Raw genomic sequence first — 21,214 nt, 5'->3', positions numbered from 1 at the left:
AAAAATATTAATTCAGGCCCTTTTGAGTAAAATCAAAAGGGCTTTTTTTATTTCTAATAGACTAAAATTTGAATGCCAATTCAATATTCTAATTAAATCTTCTAAGAATAATCTCTTATTCAAAACACAAAAAGAATCCATTTCCTACAAAAAATTAAAATGTAATTTATGTAATAAAAAAAAATTACAGATTATCCCCATTCATTTTGTTTAAGTTTTAAAATTACTAAAGGCGAGAAAAATACGGCTTTCCGTACTCAACGACTAATATGTAATAAATTACAATTAATGCAATTTATTACATTTTTAATATTTTAAAAGCTCAATAATTCAAGTATCCTCTTTTTTTTAGCAAAAAAATTATACTATTTAAAATTAATATATAATTTTGTGTAATCGATTACAATTAAACCACTTGAAATCGAAAGTAAAAACCACTTACTTATTTTATTAACTATCTTAAACAAACCTTATGAAAAAAAACCTACTTTTCGTGGCTGTCTTTCTCATGACAGTTCAATTATGGTCCCAAACTATCCAAATTAATGAAGCTTCTGGCTGGTTGGAAACTGCTTTTGTAAAATGGCAGCCAGTCACTGGTGCTCAAACCTACAATGTTTATTACACTGGCAACGGATTTACAGACCAAAAAATAGACGACCAGCTTATTAGAAGTTATGGTTCTTATTTCCGCGCTGACATTCCGGGACTTAAAGCCGGAACTTACACTGTAAAAGTAAAACCTGTTGTAAATGGCACAGAAGAAACTGGAGCCACAACAGGAAATCTAACTGTAACTGCACACGACAGAAACGGATTTGCTTTTGATGGCGGTCGTGTTCCTGGAGGATACAAAGCAGACGGAACGCCTAAAGACAATGCGGTAATTCTGTATATTACCCAAAATACTAAAAACACCATTTCAATGAATATTACTGGTGCAAGTTCAAACCCTTGTATTGGTTTACAGAATATTCTTTACGCTATCAAGAAAGGAAAAGACACTCGTCCGTTTATTATCCGTTTAATCGGAAATATCACTGATATGACGGTTATGGAAGGTGGCGATGTTGTTATTGAAAACGCAAATAATGCTTCGAGTTATGTTACCATTGAAGGTATTGGAGACGATGCTGTCGCAAATGGATGGGGAGTTAGACTGAAGTCGGCTTCCAACATCGAGGTAAGCAATCTTGGATTTATGAACTGCAATAGTACTGCAGGTGATAACGTAGGAATGCAGCAGGACAATGACCACGTTTGGGTTCATAACTGTGATTTATTCTACGGAAATGCAGGTAGTGATGCTGACCAAATAAAAGGCGATGGTGCACTTGACAATAAAACTTCAACTTATATCACATTATCATACAACCACTTTTGGGATAATGGAAAAGCAAGTCTTTTAGGTTTAAGCGAAGGAACAACTTCTGGACTTTATATCACGTATCACCACAACTGGTTTGACCATTCCGATTCACGTCATCCTCGTGTGCGTTATTATTCAGCACATATTTATAACAACTATTACGATGGTGTTTCTAAATATGGAGCAGGATCAACTATGGGATCTTCACTTTTTGTTGAAGGAAATTATTTTAGAAATAGTAAGCACCCAATGCTAACTTCACTTCAAGGTTCTGATATTTGGGATGAAGCAAACCAAGTGAATAATGCTGGAACAATGGGAACATTCTCAGGTGAAGCTGGAGGAAGCATTAAAGCTTTCAACAATACTTTTGATGCTTCTAACGGAACAAACAATATGCGTTTTGTAGCTTATAATGATCCAAATCCGTTGTACAATATTTCAGGAAAAATAAGCTCTACAACAGATTTTGATGCTTACGTAGCAGCAACAAGAGGAGAAACAGTGAGCAGTGCTGTAAAATCTAAATCGGGCGCTAATGTTTACAATAACTTCGATACAGATGCTAATTTGTATGTAAAAAATTTAGTAATCGATACTCCCGCTGCGGCGAAAACAAAAACTACTCAATATGCTGGACGTGTTTCTGGAGGAGATTTAAAATGGACATTTAATAATGCAACAGATGATACTTCTTCATTAGTAATAACTGCATTAAAAACAGCTCTTACAAACTATACGGGAACTTTAGTAGCTGTACAAGGAGAAGGAAATCCACCTGCTGGAACGCAGACCTTAACTTTGACTTCTGCATCAAACAACAATCAAACAGTTGCAAGTGGTACGGCAATCTCTTCAATCGTATTTACATGGGGCGGAGATGCAACTGATGCAACAGTAACAGGATTGCCTGCTTCTGGATTATCTTTTGTAAAAAATTCTACAGCTAAAACTATAACTATTACGGGTACGCCAACTGCAACAGTTTCGTATTCCATTGCAACTTCTGGAACTAGTGGTTCCCCAGCTACTGGTTCTGGAACTGTAACAGTAACTGCAGCTGGAACACAAACATTAACTTCATCTGGCAACAACAGCCAAACGGTTTCTTCTGGAACTGCTATTGCTTCGATTGTATTTACTTGGGGCGGAAACGCTACAGATGCATCTGTAACTGGATTACCTGCTTCTGGATTGTCTTTTGTAAAAAACACAACAGCAAAAACTATAACTATTACAGGAACACCAACAGCAAATGCATCTTATTCTGTAACAACATCAGGCACTGCAGGAACACCTGTAACGGCATCAGGAACAATAACGGTAACAACAGGCTCAACTGGCGGATCTGAGCTTCATAACTTTACAACGTCTGGAAAAACAAGTACGTTCTACTCTATTACAGGAAACATGAATTCTACTCCTGGATCTGTAACCTATAACGGATTAACATTGACAGAGCGTTTAAAGATAGAATCTAATACATCAATAACGTATACAACAACTAGTGCATCAACTTTAACTTTGGTTTTCGATTCAAGCTTTACTGGAACGATCAAAGTAGATAATGTTTCTTATACAGCATCGGCAGGTATCGTAACGGCTTCAATTGCTGCTGGTTCTCATACTATAACAAAAGGCTCTGTTGCTAATTTATTCTATATTAGTACAGTTTACAGCGGAACGACTTTGAAAATGGCTACAGTTGCCGAAACTACAACTGTAGAATCAGCAAAAATAATTTTATATCCTAATCCTGTTTCAAGTACATTATACTTATCAGATCCAGAACAGAAAGTACAAAAAGTACTTATTTACAATATTTCTAGAAACCTTGTAGTTAATTCTGGAAACTCTGAAAGCATTGATACAAGCGGTTTAATTCCTGGAACTTATCTAGCTAAAATTTATACCGTTGACGGGTCATTTAACCAAACATTAATTAAAAAATAACTTAACTTAAAAAGGCTTCCAAATCTGGAAGCCTTTTTACTTTATTATCATTATCTTCTTCGATTTCTAAACTCCTCTTGTTCTGTAACTTTTCCAAATTCATTCAAACATTTTTTGATTGTTTCGAGATTCAAACCAACAAAAAAAAACATTCCAATAAAAATGGTGATCCAACTGTACATAATTTTTACACCAGAAATATCTGAAGCAACAACATAAAAGACAATTGTTGGCAAAATAGCCACAAGCAATGTTAATCCTAAAGATAACATAAGCGGATTAATAAAATAGGTATTGAAACTTTTAAGTCCCAGTTTTCTAATCACTATTGAAATAAATAACAGCGCAACAATACTAAAAATAATACCTGCAAAACCATAGATTAGAACTTGGTCCCCCAGATTGTTAATCTGGTTTTCATGACCAAAAAAAGTATTAAAATTGAATCCCGTCATACTTCTTTTCATTGAGTGTAACTTCAAATAAACCTTGCGCTCTATAACCAATCATTTTGGCTAATATAAAATTAGGAAATTCCTGAATTCCAACATTATAAAGACTTACACTATCATTAAAAAACTCTCTCCTGTCTGCAATTTTATCTTCCATTTGAGAAACTCTTTTCTGCAATTCTAGAAAATTATTGTTGGATAAAAGAGCTGGATAATTTTCAGAAACTGCAAATAGATTTTTGATGGTTTTTGAAAACTCATTGGCATTTTCTATTTTTTCATCAACTGTTTTTGAATTCAAAAAATCAGTTCTTAATTTGGTCAAACTGGTTAGCATTGCGGTTTCATGTTCCATAAATTTCGAAGCTACTTTCACCAATTCTGGAACTTCATCAGCTCTCTGCATTAAAATAACATCAATGTTTCTAAAAGCTTTCTCATAATTATTCTTTAGCATAACCAACTTATTATAAATTCTGATAAGTACATTAAAAAATATAAGTATGAGAAGTAATCCAACAATTAAGGCAATGTTTTGAGCGGTCATATTTTTTTAATTTAAAATGATATAAATGAGTATAAGGGAAATGAAAAACAAAGTCACCAAAAAAGAGTCTAATAAAGGTTTATATTTATTTCTGAATGAAATACTTCTCGGCATAGCAATGCCAAAAACAGTATCTGGACTTCCTTTTCTAATTATGGTAGTACCATTGTCTGAATCTGCGTAACCTATAAGAAGCATATAATCATTGCTTTTTAAGTAAGTTTCGGTATACCTGGTCTTTCCTCCTGCTTGATTATCTATTCTGTTGAAATAATATTCTAATCCTTCCCCATCTACTGTTACCGAGCCTGTTTCGTCTTTTATCTTAAATTTACCTGTTTTAATTTCTGAAAAAATAGTGCTGTAAGTCGTTCTTCCATCATCATCGCGAGGACTTTCTTTTTCAATTTTATAATAATATCCAATACAAGGTTTATTAAAATAGGGCGAAATAATGGGTTCGATTTCTTCTAAATCTCCTACAATCTCTACCTGACCCATCGCTATTGCATCAATTTTTGAAGTTGGTAAAATAGACTGCAGCCTCATAAATTTGCTTTTATTACTTGGGAAAAATATAGAACTAACTATAATGAAACCTGGAATAATAAGCAAAAGAAGTTTCAAATTTCCATTTTCAGCCAAATAGATAAAAGATAAAATAATACCGATCAAAACAACGATTCCAAGGATTTTTTTACTCAATGGTGTTTTTTGAATATTATGTTTCCGATTGAATTTTTCTCTTTCTATTCTTTCCTCTTTACTGCTTCTAATTCCCGAAACAATCATTCCAATAAAAGCTGATAAAAAAACAGACAAAAACAATAGCAATACAACTGCCAAAGGATACGAAGAATCAATTAGAAAACTTACTCCAACAATTGCAGGAGATAAAACAAAAAACAGCCAGTTTGGAAATTTAAAATTAAAAAGCCCTGAATAAATTACCGTCTGGAACAAAGCAATTCCTAAACTAAAAAGCATCAGAAAAACAACCTCTACGGCATCTGTTTTATTTTGAGTTAAAAATTCGAAAAGATCATTCATAAAATGATAAATAGTAATATGGTTAAAGGTTTAAAATAGGATCTCAACTTCCGTAGAAACTAATTTTCTGATTCTATTTCTTTCTACATCTGAAATTGGATTATTACTTAAATCCAAACCAATCAATTTACTCAATTTATTGATTTCGTTTGGAACTTCGGTAATTTGGTTATGACTTAAAATAAGAAACTTCAAATTTTTAAACTTCAAAATCTCTTCAGGAAATAGTGTTAATTTGTTCTTAGACAAATCCAATTCTAATACTAATTCTGGTTTTAATTTCGCTTGTTCCAGATCATAGAAAGATGTTTTTTCTCTTTTCTTCTCTTCTTTATTTTTACTCAAAAGGCCAAATCCAGCTAAAATAAGTGCTGCTACAAAAAAAATGCACAAGAAAGCAACCCAAACAGGATCTTGATTTTTTTCGTTTGTGAAAAGTCTTTGGTAAATATAAAATGCCATTCCGAAAAACAGAACCAGAAATAAACCTAAAAAAATTAAATACAGAAGGTATTTAAAAAAGGTAAAAATCACTTTTTTAACGTTAGAAGTATTTTTTGCAAATCGGAAATAGACAACTAATGCCAAGATTAAGACCCAAAAAACAGCAACTCCAATTTTAGCCCATAGGTTTCCATTTTCAATAATCGAAAAGGAAATAAAAGTTGGAAACATCAAAACAAACCAAATAATTATTCCTCCAATTCCAATAGAAACACAGCCAATTTTATCCTCTTTCCCATTTGATTTCAACCAAAAATAGGCCAATAAAAATGATAAAAGAAGAACTCCAATAAATCCGTATCCAAATGGGGTAAGTCCGGCTAAAAAAAATAGAGTCATTTTGGGTTGCTTATAAATTATAGAAAGTTTAGGCTAATAAAAGTAAAAATACTACAAATTTTTAGCATTAAAAAACCGCCTTTCTCAAATACTGAAAAAAGCGGTTTTTGTTTATTTTTAAACTTCCTGTATTACAAGTCAAATTTAATGCCTTGTGCCAACGGAAGATTTGTAGTATAATTAATGGTGTTGGTCTGACGTCTCATATAAATTTTCCACGCATCAGATCCTGACTCACGCCCTCCTCCTGTTTCTTTTTCACCACCAAAAGCACCTCCGATTTCGGCACCAGAAGTCCCTATATTTACGTTTGCTATTCCACAATCAGAACCTGTTGCAGATAAAAATCTTTCTGCTTCGCGTAAATTATTAGTCATAATTGCAGAAGATAATCCTTGCGCAACGCCATTCTGAATTTCGATGGCATTCTCTACTTCTCCAGAATATTTAATTAAATACAAAACCGGAGCAAATGTTTCGTGCTGTACAATTTCAAACGAATTTTCAGCTTCTGCAATTGCAGGTTTTACATAACAACCACTCTCGTAACCTTGACCAGAAAGCACTCCTCCTTCAACAAGGATTTTTCCACCTTCGGCTACAACTTTATTCAAAGCTGCTGCATACATTTCTACAGCATGAGTATCAATTAGAGGTCCAACATGATTATTTTCGTCAAGCGGATTTCCGATTCTTAATTGTTTATAAGCCGCAACTAGCGCGTCTTTTACTTTATCATAAATACTTTCATGAATAATCAATCGTCGAGTTGAAGTACAACGTTGTCCTGCAGTTCCAACAGCGCCAAAAACAGCACCAATAACCGTCATTTTAATATCGGCATCTGGAGTAACAATAATAGCATTATTTCCTCCTAATTCTAACAATGATTTTCCTAGTCTTCCTGCAACAGTTTGTGCTACAATTTTCCCCATTCGGGTAGAACCTGTAGCTGAAATAAGCGGAATACGAGTATCCGCAGTCAATAATTCTCCTATTTTATAATCACCATTTATTAAACACGAAATTCCTTCTGGAAGATTGTTTTCTTTTATAACTTGAGCAATTATATTTTGGCAGGCAATTCCGCAAAGAGGTGTTTTTTCAGAAGGTTTCCAAACGCAGACATCTCCAGAAATCCAAGCTAAAGCTGTGTTCCAAGACCAAACTGCAACTGGGAAATTAAATGCCGAAATAATTCCAACAATTCCAAGCGGATGATATTGCTCGTACATACGGTGTCCAGGTCTTTCAGAATGCATTGTTAACCCGTGAAGCTGACGAGATAACCCTACTGCAAAATCGCAGATATCAATCATTTCCTGTACTTCTCCATATCCTTCTTGTAATGATTTCCCCATTTCGTAAGAAACCAATTTACCAAGCGCTTCTTTATTTTGTCTCAATTTTTCTCCAAACTGACGCACAATTTCACCACGCTGTGGAGCAGGAATTAATCTAAAAGTTTTAAAAGCTTCTGCCGCAGTTTGAATTGCTTTTTCGTAATCAGCTGCCGTTGACATTTTTACCGAAGCAATTAATTTTCCATCAACTGGCGAATAACTTTCTAGGATTTCTCCAGAAGAAAAATTATTAATTCCTGTTGATGTTCCTTCATTTATTGTCTTGATGCCCAATTTATCAAGAGCTTCCTTCATTCCAAATTGCGATGCTATTGTTGTCATTGTAACTTTTTTGGTTAAAATTGTTATATTTTTATGTAAAGATATTGTTTTAGAATTAATTTTAATTATTTGTCGCTTTTAAAAACACGCTTATTTTTAAGAAACAATAAAAGCAGAATAACAAAAAGAATAAAACTCAGACTTGATAAAATACAAATCACTTTATTTTTTCTTTCTAATTTTTCTTCAAATGATTTTTTAACTAAATCTATTTGATATTTAATGTTATTCTGAAATTTAATGATTTGTATACCTCTATTTTTTTTTGATTTATTATACAACTCATCTAACAATTCTAATTCACTATTCTGAATATTTTGTAATAGATTCGTTCTCGAACATATCGAACAGTCTAAAGCATTATAATCTTTTGGGTATAAATCAAATACTCTTTTCCTTTTTCAAAATAATAATCACAAGATCCCATACTAACTCCTAGAATCGTTCTAAAACTTTGTCCATTAATAATCTCGTCTTTATAAATTTTTGAAATTTTAATAGTATAGGAGTACATTTTTTGACCATATTCAGAATATAAAGAACTATCAACTTTTACTACTTTTCCAATAAAAACCTGATGGGCTAGCTCCCAATTTTCTTTTATCGATGGTTTTTCCGAACAATCACAGCAATATACTTCTGAGCTCATTAAAAACAAAAACAGTACAAATAGCGCCTTTTTAATCATCGTATATATTTTTAGTTAAATGTAAATTTAGGGTTAATTAACATGATTTTTTTCAAAATTGAGTGCTTTATTTCTCTTTATTGATGAAATTTGCAATTCTAATTTTTTTGAATATGAATAATTTCCATCGCTTTTTTCTTTGCATCATTTTAATTTCATCTAATGCTTTTTCCCAAAAGGAAAAAACCTCTTTTTCTGTAGTTCCATTGGGAGTAATGGGCGGTATCGACGAGAAAAATCTTTCGTCTTACTTAATCGCTCCAGCCAATACAACTGATTATATCTGTCTTGATGCTGGAACTGTAAACGCCGGAATCGAAAAAGCTATAGAAAATAAAACTTTTAAAGTTTCTACAAGCGAAGTTTTACGAAAATACGTCAAAGGATATTTGATTTCTCATGCACATTTAGATCATGTGTCAGGTTTGATAATCAATTCTCCTGCCGATTCTTCGAAAACGGTTTATGCTACAAAGAAATGCATGGAAATGATGGAAAACCATTATTTCAACGATCAGACTTGGGCTAATTTTGGAGATGCAGGTCCTGGTTTTCATATCAAAAAATATCATTTTCAGACTTTAGATTTGGCGAAAGAAACTCTTTTGACCAATGCTAAAATGACGGTTAAAGCATTTCCTTTAAGCCATGTTAATCCGTTTGAAAGTACCGCTTTCTTAATTAAAAACGACAATAATTATGCTTTGTATTTAGGTGATACAGGGCCTGACGAAGTAGAAAAAAGCAATAATCTTCGCAATTTATGGACCGCAGTTGCTCCATTGGTTAAAGCCAAGCAATTGAAAGGAATTTTTATTGAAGTTTCGTTTCCAAATGAACAGCCAGATAAATTTTTGTTTGGTCATTTGACTCCGAATTATTTAATGAAGGAACTTCATGTTTTAGAGGAATTAGCAGGAAAAGGTTCTCTGGAAAACTTTAAAATTATTATTACACATTTGAAACCGCCGGCAAAGAATATTGCCAAAATTAAAGAGCAGTTAAAAGCTCAAAACAATTTAGGATTGAAGATTATTTATCCTGAACAAGGAAAGAAATTTGAGTTGTAATTTTATTTTGTTACTGATTCTGAGGATTATTTTTTTATAAATCCTAAACATAAAACATTAATTAAACCCGACAGTTTTTTGAAACCTGTCGGGTTTCGTATTTCTATCAAATAAAATATTACTTCTTAGCCGTAAATCTAGGATCGGTTTCCATAACAGTTCCACAATTATCACAGGTTCTTAATTCTTCTGAGTTGTAGAAATGTTCAAAATGAGGAAGAAAGTCTTTCTCTATATTATGAAGTTCAAAATACACTTCATACAATTTATGATTGCAGTTATCGCAATGCCAAAGCAAACCATCTGTAAAACCTTGCCCAGCACGTTTTCTTTCGATCACGAGTCCGATAGAGCCTTCTGAACGAACAGGAGAATGCGGCACTTTTGCAGGATGCAGATACATATCGCCTGCATTTAATTCCATTTCTTTACGCTGTCCATCTTCCTGAATGACAACCTTAATGCTTCCTTCTAACTGATAAAAAAGCTCCTCTGTTTCGTTATAATGATAATCTTTTCGCGCATTCGGACCTGCAACAATCATTACAATATAATCTCCAGAATCAACATAAAGGTTTTTATTTCCAACAGGCGGTTTTAGTAAATGACGATTTTCGTCAATCCATTGCGTCAGGTTAAAAGGTTTTGCTATAGCCATTTTTATTCAAAATTTATGAAAAGCTAAGGTAGTGAAATTGTAGAGACGCACCGCAGTGCGTCTATGGGTTTGTATTTTAATTTCTGAAAAACGTTAGACACACTGCAGTGCGTCTCTACCTTAAAACCTCTTTTATCAAATAAATATAAACCGGAAAATGATCACTAAAACCTGCTTCGCTGAGTGTATTTCGTAAGGGATAACCCTTATAAGCCCCAAAATTTTGAATAAGATAAGATCTATTGAAAATACCTGCTTTCCAAAAATTAAAAGTCGAAAAATCAGCTTTAACCAAGGATTCTGTAATGATAATTTGATCAAAAATATTCCAAGAGTCCCGATAAGCAATAGTTCCTAAGCCTTTTTTAGCAAGCTCTTCAAACGGATTAAAAACATCAAATTCAGCAACTTCAGATTTTATTCCCTTAGCACCTAACCCTATTTTTATACTTTTATTAAATGGTCCGTCATTAAAATCTCCCATTGTCAATACTTTTGCCTGCGGATTAATTTGTTGTAATGAATCGATAATTTTTCGGTTCAATTTTCCTGCGGCTTCCCGAAATATCATTGTTGCTTTTTCTCCGCCTGATCTGGACGGCCAGTGATTGACAATAATATGGATTTCCTCGTCTTCCAAAAATCCCGAAACCAAAAGCTGGTCCCTTGTAAAAACTCGATTTTTATTTTCTTTTTTAATTTCAATTTCGTCATCCAAAACTTCTGCTTCTTGTTCTTTTTTGATCATTTCTTTTTTATAAATAATTAAAGGAATATTCGAATAAGAAGTGGGTCTAAAATATTTTTTCTGATACAGCAAAGCCACATCGATTCCTCGTTTGTCTGGGGAATCAAAATGAATGATTCCTAAATCTAGTGGCAATAGCTTTGGTTCTTTTATTAAATCTTCTAAAACGTCACGATTTTCTATTTCAGCTCCACCAATTAAGGTTGGCGCATTCGAATTTTCGGGCATTCCAATTTCAGAAATAACTCTTGCTAAATTTTTTAATTTCTGCTGGTATTTTTCTGTCGTCCAACGTTGTGTGCCATTTGGCGTCCACTCATCATCATTTGTAAATTCATCATTTACAGTGTCGTAAAGATTTTCAAAATTGTAAAAAGCTACGGTATGTATTTTGTATTTCTTAGGTTGGCTAAACAGAACGTTCAACGCAAAAAGAATAATCAAAAAGAATTTATATTTTAACGGCATAGAGAAGATTTTTAAAAAGACAAACTTAATTATTTTGTAAGATTTTTACTTGAATAAAATTTAAAAATATTACATTTGTTTCTAATAAAACTCTTGTATCTTGCTGAGAAAATCTGACAATTTATAACATGAAAAAAATACTGTTTTTTGCTTTATTCTTGAGCTTTATGAATCCATTTTACGGACAAAAAAATAGTTCCAGAGCAGAGGAAATCAGAAAACAATATAAAATTCCAGAATTGGCTTATGCAGTCGTTTCATCAGATTCTATTTTTGAAATTGAAGCTTTAGGATTTCAACGTTACAAGTCTTCTCATAAAGCAAAAATTAATGATGTTTTTCGTTTAGGATCCATCACAAAAACGGTCACAAGTTATATTGCGGCGACTTTAGTTAAAGAAGGAAAAATAAACTGGAATTCTAAATTTTTTGATTTATATCCTGAATTAAAAGCAGAAAGTAATCCAGAAATTTATAATGTAACTCTGCAAGATTTCTTGACATTTAGAGCACCAATTCCAACTTGGTCTTACGGAAATGAAACTCCAAATCAACAAGAAATTAAAGGAAATAATCAAGAACAGCGTTATGAGTTTATAAGCTGGTTTTTTAAGCAAAAACAAATTGTTACAGAAAAACAAGAATGGTATGGCTCCAATCCAAGTTTTGTTGCTGCAGGTTTAATGCTTGAAAAAGCAACTGGAAAGAGTTATGAAACTTTAGTGCAAGAATTGGGTAAAAAGCTAAATATTAACTTCGGTTTTGGACAACCAAACGTGACTGATATAAACCAGCCGTGGGGACATGATGAAAATTTGAAGCCCGAAAAACCATTTGTAAATTATAAATTAAATTGGCTTTCATCAGCAGGAAATATCAATATAAATCTTCCTGATTTTTGCAAATTTACACAGATGGAACTACAAGGTTTGTTAGGAAAATCAAAAGTATTGTCTGAAGAAGAATTTAATAAAATGCATTTTGGTTTTTCTGAATTTTCTTTTGGATGGTATTCTGAAATAAATGAAAAATCGGGCCTAAAATATTCTTTTCACTACGGAAATCCAGGAACATTTTTAACCAAAGTGTATATTTGCAAAGACATCGATAAAGCTTTTATCTTATTTGCCAATGTGCAGTCTGAAGAAGCAGACAAAGGTTTAATGTTACTTTTGGCCGAGCTTCAAAAACAATATGGAGGTTAAATTGTTAAACCTTAAAAATTAATTTTATAATTTTAAGCAAAAGAAAAAAATGAATAAAAACTGCTTTCACTATATAAAGAGACACTTTGTCTTTTGTAAACTCGCATTTCTTATTTTTGCTTTACATTCATTCAACTGTCAATCTCAACAAAACATGATAACACCGCCTTATTTACAAAAAGGAGATACTGTCGCTCTTTTGGCAACAGCAAGAAAAAACATTGATGACAATTTAAAACCAACAATAGATTTATTGCATAGTTGGGGTTTAGAGGCCGTAATTGGTTCTACAATTGGATTAGATTATCATCAATTGGCTGGAACAGATGAACAGAGAGCTGCCGATTTTCAGAAACAAATGGACAATCCAAATATTAAAGCTATCTGGTGCGTTCGCGGCGGATATGGCACTGTTAGAATGTTAGATTTATTAGATTTTACCAAATTCAAACAGCATCCTAAATGGGTTATCGGTTTTAGTGATGTAACGGTTCTACATAATCATTTGAATACGATGGGCTATAAATCTATTCATGGTATTATGCCAGTAACTGTTCCTAGAGCAACTCCAGATGCCGTCAGCTCATTAAAAGCCGCTTTATTTAACGAACCTATTTCTTACTCTATTAGTCCAAATCCTATGAATCGTTTGGGAAGTGCTACCGGAGAATTAGTAGGCGGTAATTTATCTATTTTGTATAGTTTATTAGGATCCCCATCGGCAATTGACTGCAAGGATAAAATTTTATTTATAGAAGATTTAGACGAATATCTGTATCATATTGACCGAATGATGATGAATCTAAGACGTAACGGATGTATCGAAAATTTAAAAGGAATTATCATTGGCGGAATGACAAGCATGAAAGACAATGAAGTTCCTTGGGGGAAAAATGCTCTGGAAATTATTGATGATGTAACAAAAAAATACAATATTCCAGTAATTTTTAATTTCCCAGCAGGTCATATTAGAGACAACAGAGCCTTAATCATGGGAAATACTGTTTCTATAGAAGTTACTGCTTCTGGAAGCACGGTTACTTTTAAAAAGTAATATCGCATTGCTTAGGATTTAAGCAAATCTAACAATACCACATAAAATCTCGCAAAGACGCGAAGTCGCAAAGTTTTAATATTCTTTGCAGCTTCGCGTCTTTGCGTGCAAAAAACATAAACCTATTATTCAATTTTCAACAACCTGAAACCTGAAACAAAAAAACAAAACCCATGGCAGAACATAACGATTTAGGAAAATTAGGAGAAGATCTCGCTGCAGCATATCTTGAAGAAAATGGATATTCGATTATAGAACGAAACTTTGTTATCCAAAAAGCAGAAATAGATATAATTGCACAAAAAGATGCTGTTTTGGCAATTGTTGAAGTTAAAACCCGTTCGAGTTTAGATTTTGGTTCTCCGCAAGATTTTGTGAAGTCCAAAAAAATTCAATTACTCATTAAAGCAGTAAATGCCTACATAAACGATAGGGAAAAGGATTTTCAAGAAGATTTAGAAATCCGTTTTGATATCATTGCGGTGCATAAAAACGGCGAATCATTTGCAATTGAACATCTTACTGACGCTTTTTATCACTTTTAACATATTTTTTCATTGTTATAATTGTAACAATTTGTTTTTTTATTTATATTTGCAAAGAATTATAACATCGCAATGTTAAATTAACTACCAACTCAACTGTTACCAAAAAAAAAAAAGATTATGAAAACTGTTTCTTCTATTGTAGAAAACTACATTAAAACAAAACCATTTTTATTAAATGCCCTGTCGCTCGGAATTATTAACCTAACTTCACTTTCGCGAAATATTATGACCGAATTAGAAAGTGAGTTTGGCAAAGAAGTAAAACAAGGCGCTGTTGTAATGTCTTTAAAACGACTAACGGAAGAACTAGATTTTAAACTAAACCACAAAATCAATAAAGTAATTAAAAATATTGGTGAAATCACAGTTCGTTCGGAACTTACCGATTACACTTTTGCTGCATCTGAAACTGTCTTAAACAAACAAGCAGATTTGATCTCTGATATTAATGCTCTATCTGATATTTTCTACACCTCATCTCGTGGAGTAAACGAAACGAATATCGTAGTGAGCAGCAGTGTAAATCACTTAGTTGAAAAACACTTTATGAGAGAAAAATTAATCCAAAAATTAGATAATTTAGCTTCGATTACGGTAAAATTACCAAAAGAAAATATTGTTGTTCCTGGTATTTACTACTTCATTTTCCAACGTTTGGCTTGGGAAGGAATTATTATCAATGAGGTAATTTCTACTTCGAATGAATTTACAATCTTAGTTGGAGAAGATCAAGTTGATGTAGCTTTTAAAGTAATTAAAGACTTGAAAAACTAATTTAATCCCTCTTCTTTTTAAAAATAAAATTAGAGTTTATACATAACAAAATCCTTTTGTCTTTTCAGGAAGACAAAAGGATTTTTCTTTTGAAATAAAGTAGAACAAGAATTTTTTTATATTTCTCAAATAAGAATATTCTCAAAAGTAAAATTCAAAAATTACTTTTTACTTCAGAAAAGCGTCAAAATGACACTTACTTGTAAAATGCCACTTTACACAACATTTTATGTCTTTCTCTAAAAAAACTAACAAAAAATTTGAATTAAGTTTTTTTATATATGATTTGTTGAGAATAATATTTTTATATATTTGCGAAGAAGTCAGACATCAGACCTCGCATTTTGATAGTTTAATACCACTGGAATTAAATAAACGCAAATTAAATTGTTAGAAGCGGCCAACCATAGTGAAAAATTATTGGTAAGTGAACTCAAAAAAGGAAACGAAAAAGCCTTTCGACAACTTTTTGATATGTACCGCCAAGATATTTATGGATACAGCATTAGTCTTCTTAAATCAAAAGAAGCTGCAGAGGAAAATGTACAGGATGTTTTTATGAAAGTTTGGCTCAATCGCGAAAGTCTAAATGTAGAACAATCTTTTAAAGCCTACATTTTTACCATTGCCAGAAATCAGGCTTTTAATGTTTTGAATAAGGCTGCGAATGAAATTTTATTGAAAGAAGCTGTTTTCTACGAAAGTCAGAAATCACATGAATACGGAGATTATGCGGTTCGGGAAGCCGATTGCAAAAAACTTCGAAAACAAGCTATAAAACAGCTCCCGCCCAAACGACGGCAGATTTTTAAAATGTCGCGAAAAAAAGGAATGAGCTACGAAGAAATAAGCGAGGAACTCGGAATCTCGATAAATACAGTCCGGAACCAAATGAGTAAAGCGCTCGAATCGATGCGCGGTTTTTTTCAACTTCACGATGAAATTATCTAACCAAAACCACAATAATGCCATTAAAATCACTCTCCGGGGTGATTTTTTTTTGAATGCTTTTAAAACTTCACCCGATCTTGTCATCCTGAGGAACGAAGGATCACACAAGAAATTCCACAATCGAAATCGATAATTTTTGTCTGCTTTTATTTTGATATTTCCTTATGAAAATGAAAAAATAGAATCGTGAATAAACCTGTTTGCCCGCGAGAGGGATGGGAGCAAGCTACCGAAGTAGCGCGGACAGCCCGACAGCATTAGGAAAAGGGGCGCATAAAGACAAAGATTGTTGGCCCTTTTTTCTAATGCTGGCTCGCCCAAAAAATCATTTTTATATTCAGGTTGAGGGATTTCTTTGTCGATTTTCTTGTGTGATCCTTCATTTCTCAGGGTGACAAATGCATTTAATCATTATTTCTTCAAAAAAACAAATTCTCATTTCATTAAAAACCAATGCATTAAATAATTCAAAATGTTAAAATTTAAAAATTTATAACGTTTGAGTAGTACTCGATTGCATCTCGGCTGTATTATAGAAACACAGAACCTAAAAACATTCTTAATGAATTCAAATTCTGAAATAAAAACGCTTTTAGAGAAATTTATTTTAAACCAATGTACTGCCGAAGAAACAGAACAAGTTATTGCCTATTGCCGCAATAATAATCTTACTGATGATTTTCCGACAGTAGAAGAAGTGAAAAATCTGTTGGGCGAAATGCCAAAAATGGAGGAACAGAAAGCTGATTCTATTTTTGATGCTATTCTAGCTACAGCAAAAGAACAGGAAACAGTAATAGAAATAGAGCCTAGAAAATCTAATTATAGAAAATATATTTCTATTGCGGCTTCTGTCTTGGTGCTTTTGGGTGTTGGTTTTGCTTACAAACAAGGTTTCTTTACTAAAAGTGCGGAAGTTCCATTCGATTTTAAAAGTTCGGATATTGTCTTGCAGATGGAAGACGGAAGCGTTCAGGTTATTTCTGAAAATGGAAAAGTTCAGGTTCATGATAAAAAAGGAAATATTATTGGAAATCAAAACGGTGATAAATTAGTTTACGAAAATCAAACCGATTCTGATAAATTGGCTTACAACACGCTTAAAATTCCGTTTGGAAAAAAATTTCGTTTGCAATTATCTGACGGAACTATGGTTCATTTAAACGCTGGAACTACTTTAAAATATCCCGTAAAATTTATTGCTGGAGAAAATCGTCAGGTTTATCTGGACGGAGAAGCTTTTTTTGACGTTGCAAAAGATAAAAAACATCCTTTTATTGTAAATGCTGATGCGCTGAATGTACGCGTTTTAGGAACTCATTTTAATGTTTCTAATTATCCAGAAGATGCAGCTACAGATGTTGTTTTGGTTGAAGGCTCTGTTGGAATGTACCGTTCAAACGAAGAATTTGATGCTTCTAAAAACACAGTCTTAAAACCTGGTTATAAAGGAAGTTTCAATAAAGAAAATGCTTCGATTTTTACAAAACCGGTTCTTACTGAAATTTATACTTCTTGGATTGATGGCGGACTGACTTTTAGAAACATGACTTTCAAAAACATTATAACTAAACTAGAAAGACGCTATAACGTAACGATCATTAATAAAAACGAAAAACTGGCCAACGAGAAATTTAATGCCAGCTTTAAAGAAGAATCAATTGAGAATGTGATGAGCTATTTTAATGATGTTCATGGCATTAATTACACGATAAAAAACAATCAAATACTAATTAAATAACCACTAAAACCAATAAAAATATATGATGAGATAACATTACGGGAATAAAAAAATCGGAAAGAGCTGCGAACAATTTCCGATTAACTAAGTGATTGAATATAACGAATTAACTACAATCAATTAACAAAATTATGAAAAAAAAATCTAAGAATAATGGGTTTCTATACTCATTGTTCCAAAATGACCTAAAATTGAAATTAACTACTCTACTTATTTTGGTCGCCATGTTTAATATCAAAGCAAGTACTTATGCTCAAAAAACAAAAGTTACCCTTGAATTAAACAATTCAACAATCGAAAAGGTTATTGAGACCATTGAACAAAAAACAGATTTCAGATTTATTTACAAAATGAATGACGTCGACTTAGATCGAACGGTTTCAATCTCTGTAAAGGAACAATCGATATATGTGGTTTTGGACCGAATTTTTAAAGGAACCCCAACCGAATTTAAAATTCGAGACACACAGATTATTCTTAAAAAACCAGAATTAAAATCGCAAAATATTCAAGGCGAAAAAGAAACTATTTCTGGAATTATTACTGACGAAAATGGTGCTCCGCTTCCTGGAGCTTCTATCATCGAAGAAGGCACCAAAAATAGTGTGGTAACCGATTTTGATGGTAAATTTAAATTTACTGTCGAAAGCAGTTCTTCTATTATCGTAGTAAGTTTTGTAGGGTATAAAACTAAAAAAGTTCCTGCTGGAAATGGCGTTTTAAATATTCAATTGGAACCTGATGCTACCAACTTACAAGAGGTTGTTTTGGTGGGTTACGGTTCTGTTTCTAAAAAGGATGTAACGGGTGCCGTTTCTTCTATTGCTGCAAAAGACATGAATCAAGGTCCAATAGTAAATCCGCTGCAATTAATTTCTGGAAAAGCGGCTGGTGTAAATATTAACCAGATTGGAAGCGAGCCAGGTTCTGGACCAAGTGTACGTATTCGTGGAGTAAGTTCTTTAATTGGCGGAAGCGACCCTTTGGTTGTAGTGATGGAATTCAGGGAAACTTGGATTTATTAAATTCTATTCCTCCAACAGAAATTGCATCTATCGATATTCTTAAAGATGCTTCGGCTACTGCTATTTACGGTTCTAGAGGTGCGCCTGGAGTTATCATTGTAACTACTAAAACCAACAAATCTGGAAAAACAACTTTTGAATATGTAGGTTCTTCTTCTATCGATTTTATTCCAAAAAAACTGGATTTTCTAAATGCTGACCAGTGGTGGACTGCAGCGCAAAGCGTTGGTGTTCCTGCTTCTGCAAATCACGGTGCAAATACAGATTGGTACGGGATTTTAACACAAACAGGATTTACACAAACTCATACACTTTCGTTTGGTGGAGGCAGTGATAAATTTAGTTACCACGGGTCTTTGAGTGCTATTTTGCAAGATGGTGTTGTAATTAACTCTAGCAATAAAAAATATATTGCAAGATTACAAGCGACTCAAAAAGCATTGGATGATAAATTGACTTTGAATTATACTTTAACTAACGGAATTAGTAATACTGCAAGTAGTGTACAAAGTATTGGTAGAGTAAATCAGGTTTCAAACCTAATTTCTCAGGCTTATCAAATGCGTCCTACTGATCCTGTGTTTCAAGCAGACGGAACAACTTATTATACAGATCCTAACTTATTTCAATATTTAAATCCTTATGCGGCTCAACAAGAAATTACAAACGAAGGAAAATATGATAATTTATTTGGAAGCCTTAAAGCAGATTTAGATATCGTTGATGGTTTAACGGCGGGTTGGTTTGGAAGCTGGAGAAAAGCTAATAACTCAATTGGTTTCTACAATCCGGCAAAATCTACAGATGCAAACGCAATTAACCAAAAAGGTTTTGGAAACATTAATAATACTCGCCAAGAAGAGAAGTTAATGGACATTAGTTTGAATTACAAAAAAACATTTGGAGTTCACTCAATCAATGCCTTAGGTCTTTACGAATGGCAATACCAAAGCAAGCAAGAAAATTATTCTCAAGTAAGAGGTTTTGTTAATGATTTAGCAACTTACAATAACCTTGAACTAGGTGATATTAGTAAAGCTCTACCTGGAGATATTAAATCTAATAAAAATGACAGAACCTTAGTTTCTTTTTTAGGAAGAGTAAATTACTCTTTATTAGACCGTTATTTGGTTACAGCAAGTATCAGACGTGATGGATCTTCTGTGTTTGGAGAAAATAATAAATGGGGTAATTTCCCATCTGCTTCAGTCGCTTGGCAAATTGCAAAAGAATCGTTTATGGCGAATCAATCTGTAGTTAATGATTTGAAATTACGTGTAGGTTATGGCGTTACTGGTAATCAGCAAGGTTTACAGCCCCAAGGATCAATTTCTTTAGTAGGGCCTGCAGGAACTACTTATTTTGGAGGTTCTCAAATTTCAAATTACAAAATTACTCAAAATGCTAATCCTGATTTGAAATGGGAAACTAAAAAACAAACTAATATTGGTCTTGATTTTGGCTTAATTAATAATAGATTGAGAGGTACAGTTGACTTATATACTGCTACAACTGACAATTTATTATTCAATTATACCGTTTCTCTACCACCTTACCAATACGACAAAATTCAAGCAAATATTGGTAGTCTAAAAAATGAAGGTGTCGAGTTTGCTTTAGCATATGATGTAATTAGCAATGAAAATACAACTTTAACTTTGGCTGGAAATGTATCTTTTATGCGCAATGAGGTTCTTAAATTAAACGGAGAGATTAATGGTGTACCATTGAAAACAAACTATATAGATTGGGGTGCGCCAAATTCTTACTTAATAGAAGGACAACCAATTGGTACATTTAACATTTTGCAGCACGAAGGAAAAAATGCTGCTAACGCTGAAACAGTTGTAGATCAAAATGGTGACGGAAATTTCGATCAAAGTAATACGAGTGCAGATCGTGTAATGCAAGGTTCTGCTTTACCAACTTACACTTTTGCTTTCAATCCAACTTTGAGATATAAAAAGTTTGACGCTTCTTTCTTACTAAGAGGATCTGGTGGAAATAAAATTTATAACACCGTAAATCAACGTTCAAGCTATATGGAAAACATTGGAAAAAGTAATGTTTTAGAAAGCGCTGTTGACTTAGGTATTTTCACCTCTCAATATTCTTCAAATTTATGGCTAGAAGACGGTTCTTTTGTTCGTTTAGAAAACGTTACTGCAGGATACAATTTTAGTTTTAAAGATCGATTTATAGAGTCAATTAGACTTTCTCTTACTGGAAATAACCTATTCCTTATCACAAAATATTCAGGTATTGATCCTGAAATTAACTTGAGTGGTAGTGGTGACGTAAATGATTATTTTGGAGGTGATAGAGGAATTTATCCTCGTACCAGAAGCATTTCGTTTGGTGTAAATGTTAAATTTAAATAGTAAA

At 32.9% G+C, this 21,214-nt stretch carries 18 protein-coding genes; 10 read left to right on the top strand and 8 right to left on the bottom strand.

Going from position 1 to position 21,214, the window contains the following annotated elements:
- Nucleotides 1–472 precede the first annotated feature (472 nt).
- A complete protein-coding gene (locus QLQ95_RS09460) occupies nt 473–3,322 on the top strand; it encodes a pectate lyase family protein (RefSeq protein WP_482503565.1) in 2,850 nt (949 codons plus the stop codon).
- A gap of 50 nt (nt 3,323–3,372) precedes the next feature.
- Here the strand turns inward: QLQ95_RS09460 and QLQ95_RS09455 are convergent, their stop codons facing one another.
- The 6 genes from QLQ95_RS09455 to QLQ95_RS09430 form a co-directional block, all read right to left on the bottom strand.
- The gene (locus QLQ95_RS09455) at nt 3,373–3,789 is read right to left on the bottom strand and encodes a hypothetical protein (protein ID WP_428237457.1); all 417 of its coding nucleotides are present in this window, start codon (nt 3,787–3,789) and stop codon (nt 3,373–3,375) included.
- Nucleotides 3,758–4,321 carry a LemA family protein gene (locus tag QLQ95_RS09450; protein ID WP_428237458.1) on the bottom strand — a complete coding sequence of 188 codons (564 nt, stop codon included), beginning with the start codon at nt 4,319–4,321 and terminating at the stop codon, nt 3,758–3,760. Before QLQ95_RS09450 ends, QLQ95_RS09455 begins: the two co-directional genes overlap by 32 nt.
- Before the next feature lie 6 nt (nt 4,322–4,327).
- Nucleotides 4,328–5,371, bottom strand: coding sequence for a hypothetical protein (locus tag QLQ95_RS09445; protein ID WP_320494579.1), 1,044 nt, complete (start codon nt 5,369–5,371; stop codon nt 4,328–4,330).
- A gap of 30 nt (nt 5,372–5,401) precedes the next feature.
- Nucleotides 5,402–6,214 (bottom strand): leucine-rich repeat domain-containing protein, encoded by an 813-nt coding sequence (locus QLQ95_RS09440; protein WP_482503562.1) that lies wholly within the window; start codon nt 6,212–6,214, stop codon nt 5,402–5,404.
- 131 nt (nt 6,215–6,345) lie between these two features.
- A complete protein-coding gene (gene amaB / locus QLQ95_RS09435) occupies nt 6,346–7,899 on the bottom strand; it encodes an L-piperidine-6-carboxylate dehydrogenase (RefSeq protein WP_095929635.1) in 1,554 nt (517 codons plus the stop codon).
- 352 nt (nt 7,900–8,251) lie between these two features.
- Complete coding sequence (locus QLQ95_RS09430) at nt 8,252–8,587, bottom strand: hypothetical protein (protein ID WP_482503561.1); 336 nt, start codon at nt 8,585–8,587, stop codon at nt 8,252–8,254.
- Nucleotides 8,588–8,700: 113 nt separating this feature from the next.
- Between QLQ95_RS09430 and QLQ95_RS09425 the strand changes: the two genes are divergently transcribed.
- The gene (locus QLQ95_RS09425; protein ID WP_095929781.1) at nt 8,701–9,657 is read left to right on the top strand and encodes an MBL fold metallo-hydrolase; all 957 of its coding nucleotides are present in this window, start codon (nt 8,701–8,703) and stop codon (nt 9,655–9,657) included.
- Between the two features lie 118 nt (nt 9,658–9,775).
- On the opposite strand, the gene QLQ95_RS09420 is transcribed toward QLQ95_RS09425, so the two are convergent.
- Together QLQ95_RS09420 and QLQ95_RS09415 are read right to left on the bottom strand one after the other, a co-directional pair.
- Nucleotides 9,776–10,315, bottom strand: a complete 540-nt coding sequence (locus QLQ95_RS09420; protein ID WP_286971470.1) for a 3-hydroxyanthranilate 3,4-dioxygenase — start codon at nt 10,313–10,315, stop codon at nt 9,776–9,778.
- 115 nt (nt 10,316–10,430) lie between these two features.
- Nucleotides 10,431–11,531, bottom strand: coding sequence for an endonuclease/exonuclease/phosphatase family protein (locus tag QLQ95_RS09415; protein WP_482503558.1), 1,101 nt, complete (start codon nt 11,529–11,531; stop codon nt 10,431–10,433).
- 128 nt (nt 11,532–11,659) lie between these two features.
- On the opposite strand from QLQ95_RS09415, the gene QLQ95_RS09410 reads away from it, so the two are divergent.
- The 8 genes from QLQ95_RS09410 (at nt 11,660) to QLQ95_RS09375 (ending at nt 21,210) form a co-directional block, all read left to right on the top strand.
- A complete protein-coding gene (locus QLQ95_RS09410; protein WP_428237462.1) occupies nt 11,660–12,736 on the top strand; it encodes a serine hydrolase domain-containing protein in 1,077 nt (358 codons plus the stop codon).
- Between the two features lie 154 nt (nt 12,737–12,890).
- Nucleotides 12,891–13,790, top strand: coding sequence for a S66 peptidase family protein (locus QLQ95_RS09405; RefSeq protein WP_286971473.1), 900 nt, complete (start codon nt 12,891–12,893; stop codon nt 13,788–13,790).
- Nucleotides 13,791–13,963: 173 nt separating this feature from the next.
- Nucleotides 13,964–14,335, top strand: coding sequence for a YraN family protein (locus QLQ95_RS09400; protein ID WP_095929629.1), 372 nt, complete (start codon nt 13,964–13,966; stop codon nt 14,333–14,335).
- 120 nt (nt 14,336–14,455) lie between these two features.
- Nucleotides 14,456–15,112 (top strand): hypothetical protein, encoded by a 657-nt coding sequence (locus QLQ95_RS09395; protein WP_008466087.1) that lies wholly within the window; start codon nt 14,456–14,458, stop codon nt 15,110–15,112.
- A 387-nt stretch (nt 15,113–15,499) separates the two neighbouring features.
- Nucleotides 15,500–16,063, top strand: a complete 564-nt coding sequence (locus tag QLQ95_RS09390; protein ID WP_482503555.1) for an RNA polymerase sigma factor — start codon at nt 15,500–15,502, stop codon at nt 16,061–16,063.
- A gap of 562 nt (nt 16,064–16,625) precedes the next feature.
- Nucleotides 16,626–17,804 carry a FecR family protein gene (locus tag QLQ95_RS09385; RefSeq protein ID WP_095929626.1) on the top strand — a complete coding sequence of 393 codons (1,179 nt, stop codon included), beginning with the start codon at nt 16,626–16,628 and terminating at the stop codon, nt 17,802–17,804.
- Nucleotides 17,805–17,995: 191 nt separating this feature from the next.
- On the top strand, nt 17,996–18,829 hold the full coding sequence (locus QLQ95_RS09380) for an STN domain-containing protein (protein ID WP_482503553.1): 834 nt from the start codon (nt 17,996–17,998) through the stop codon (nt 18,827–18,829).
- A complete protein-coding gene (locus tag QLQ95_RS09375; protein WP_482503551.1) occupies nt 18,817–21,210 on the top strand; it encodes a SusC/RagA family TonB-linked outer membrane protein in 2,394 nt (797 codons plus the stop codon). The genes QLQ95_RS09380 and QLQ95_RS09375 overlap by 13 nt, the downstream gene beginning before the upstream one ends.
- Nucleotides 21,211–21,214 lie beyond the last annotated feature (4 nt).

This window comes from Flavobacterium sp. B330r (assembly GCF_056824325.1).
Note: the sequence above shows the minus strand (reverse complement) of the source record. Positions and strands in the feature narration are given on the sequence as shown.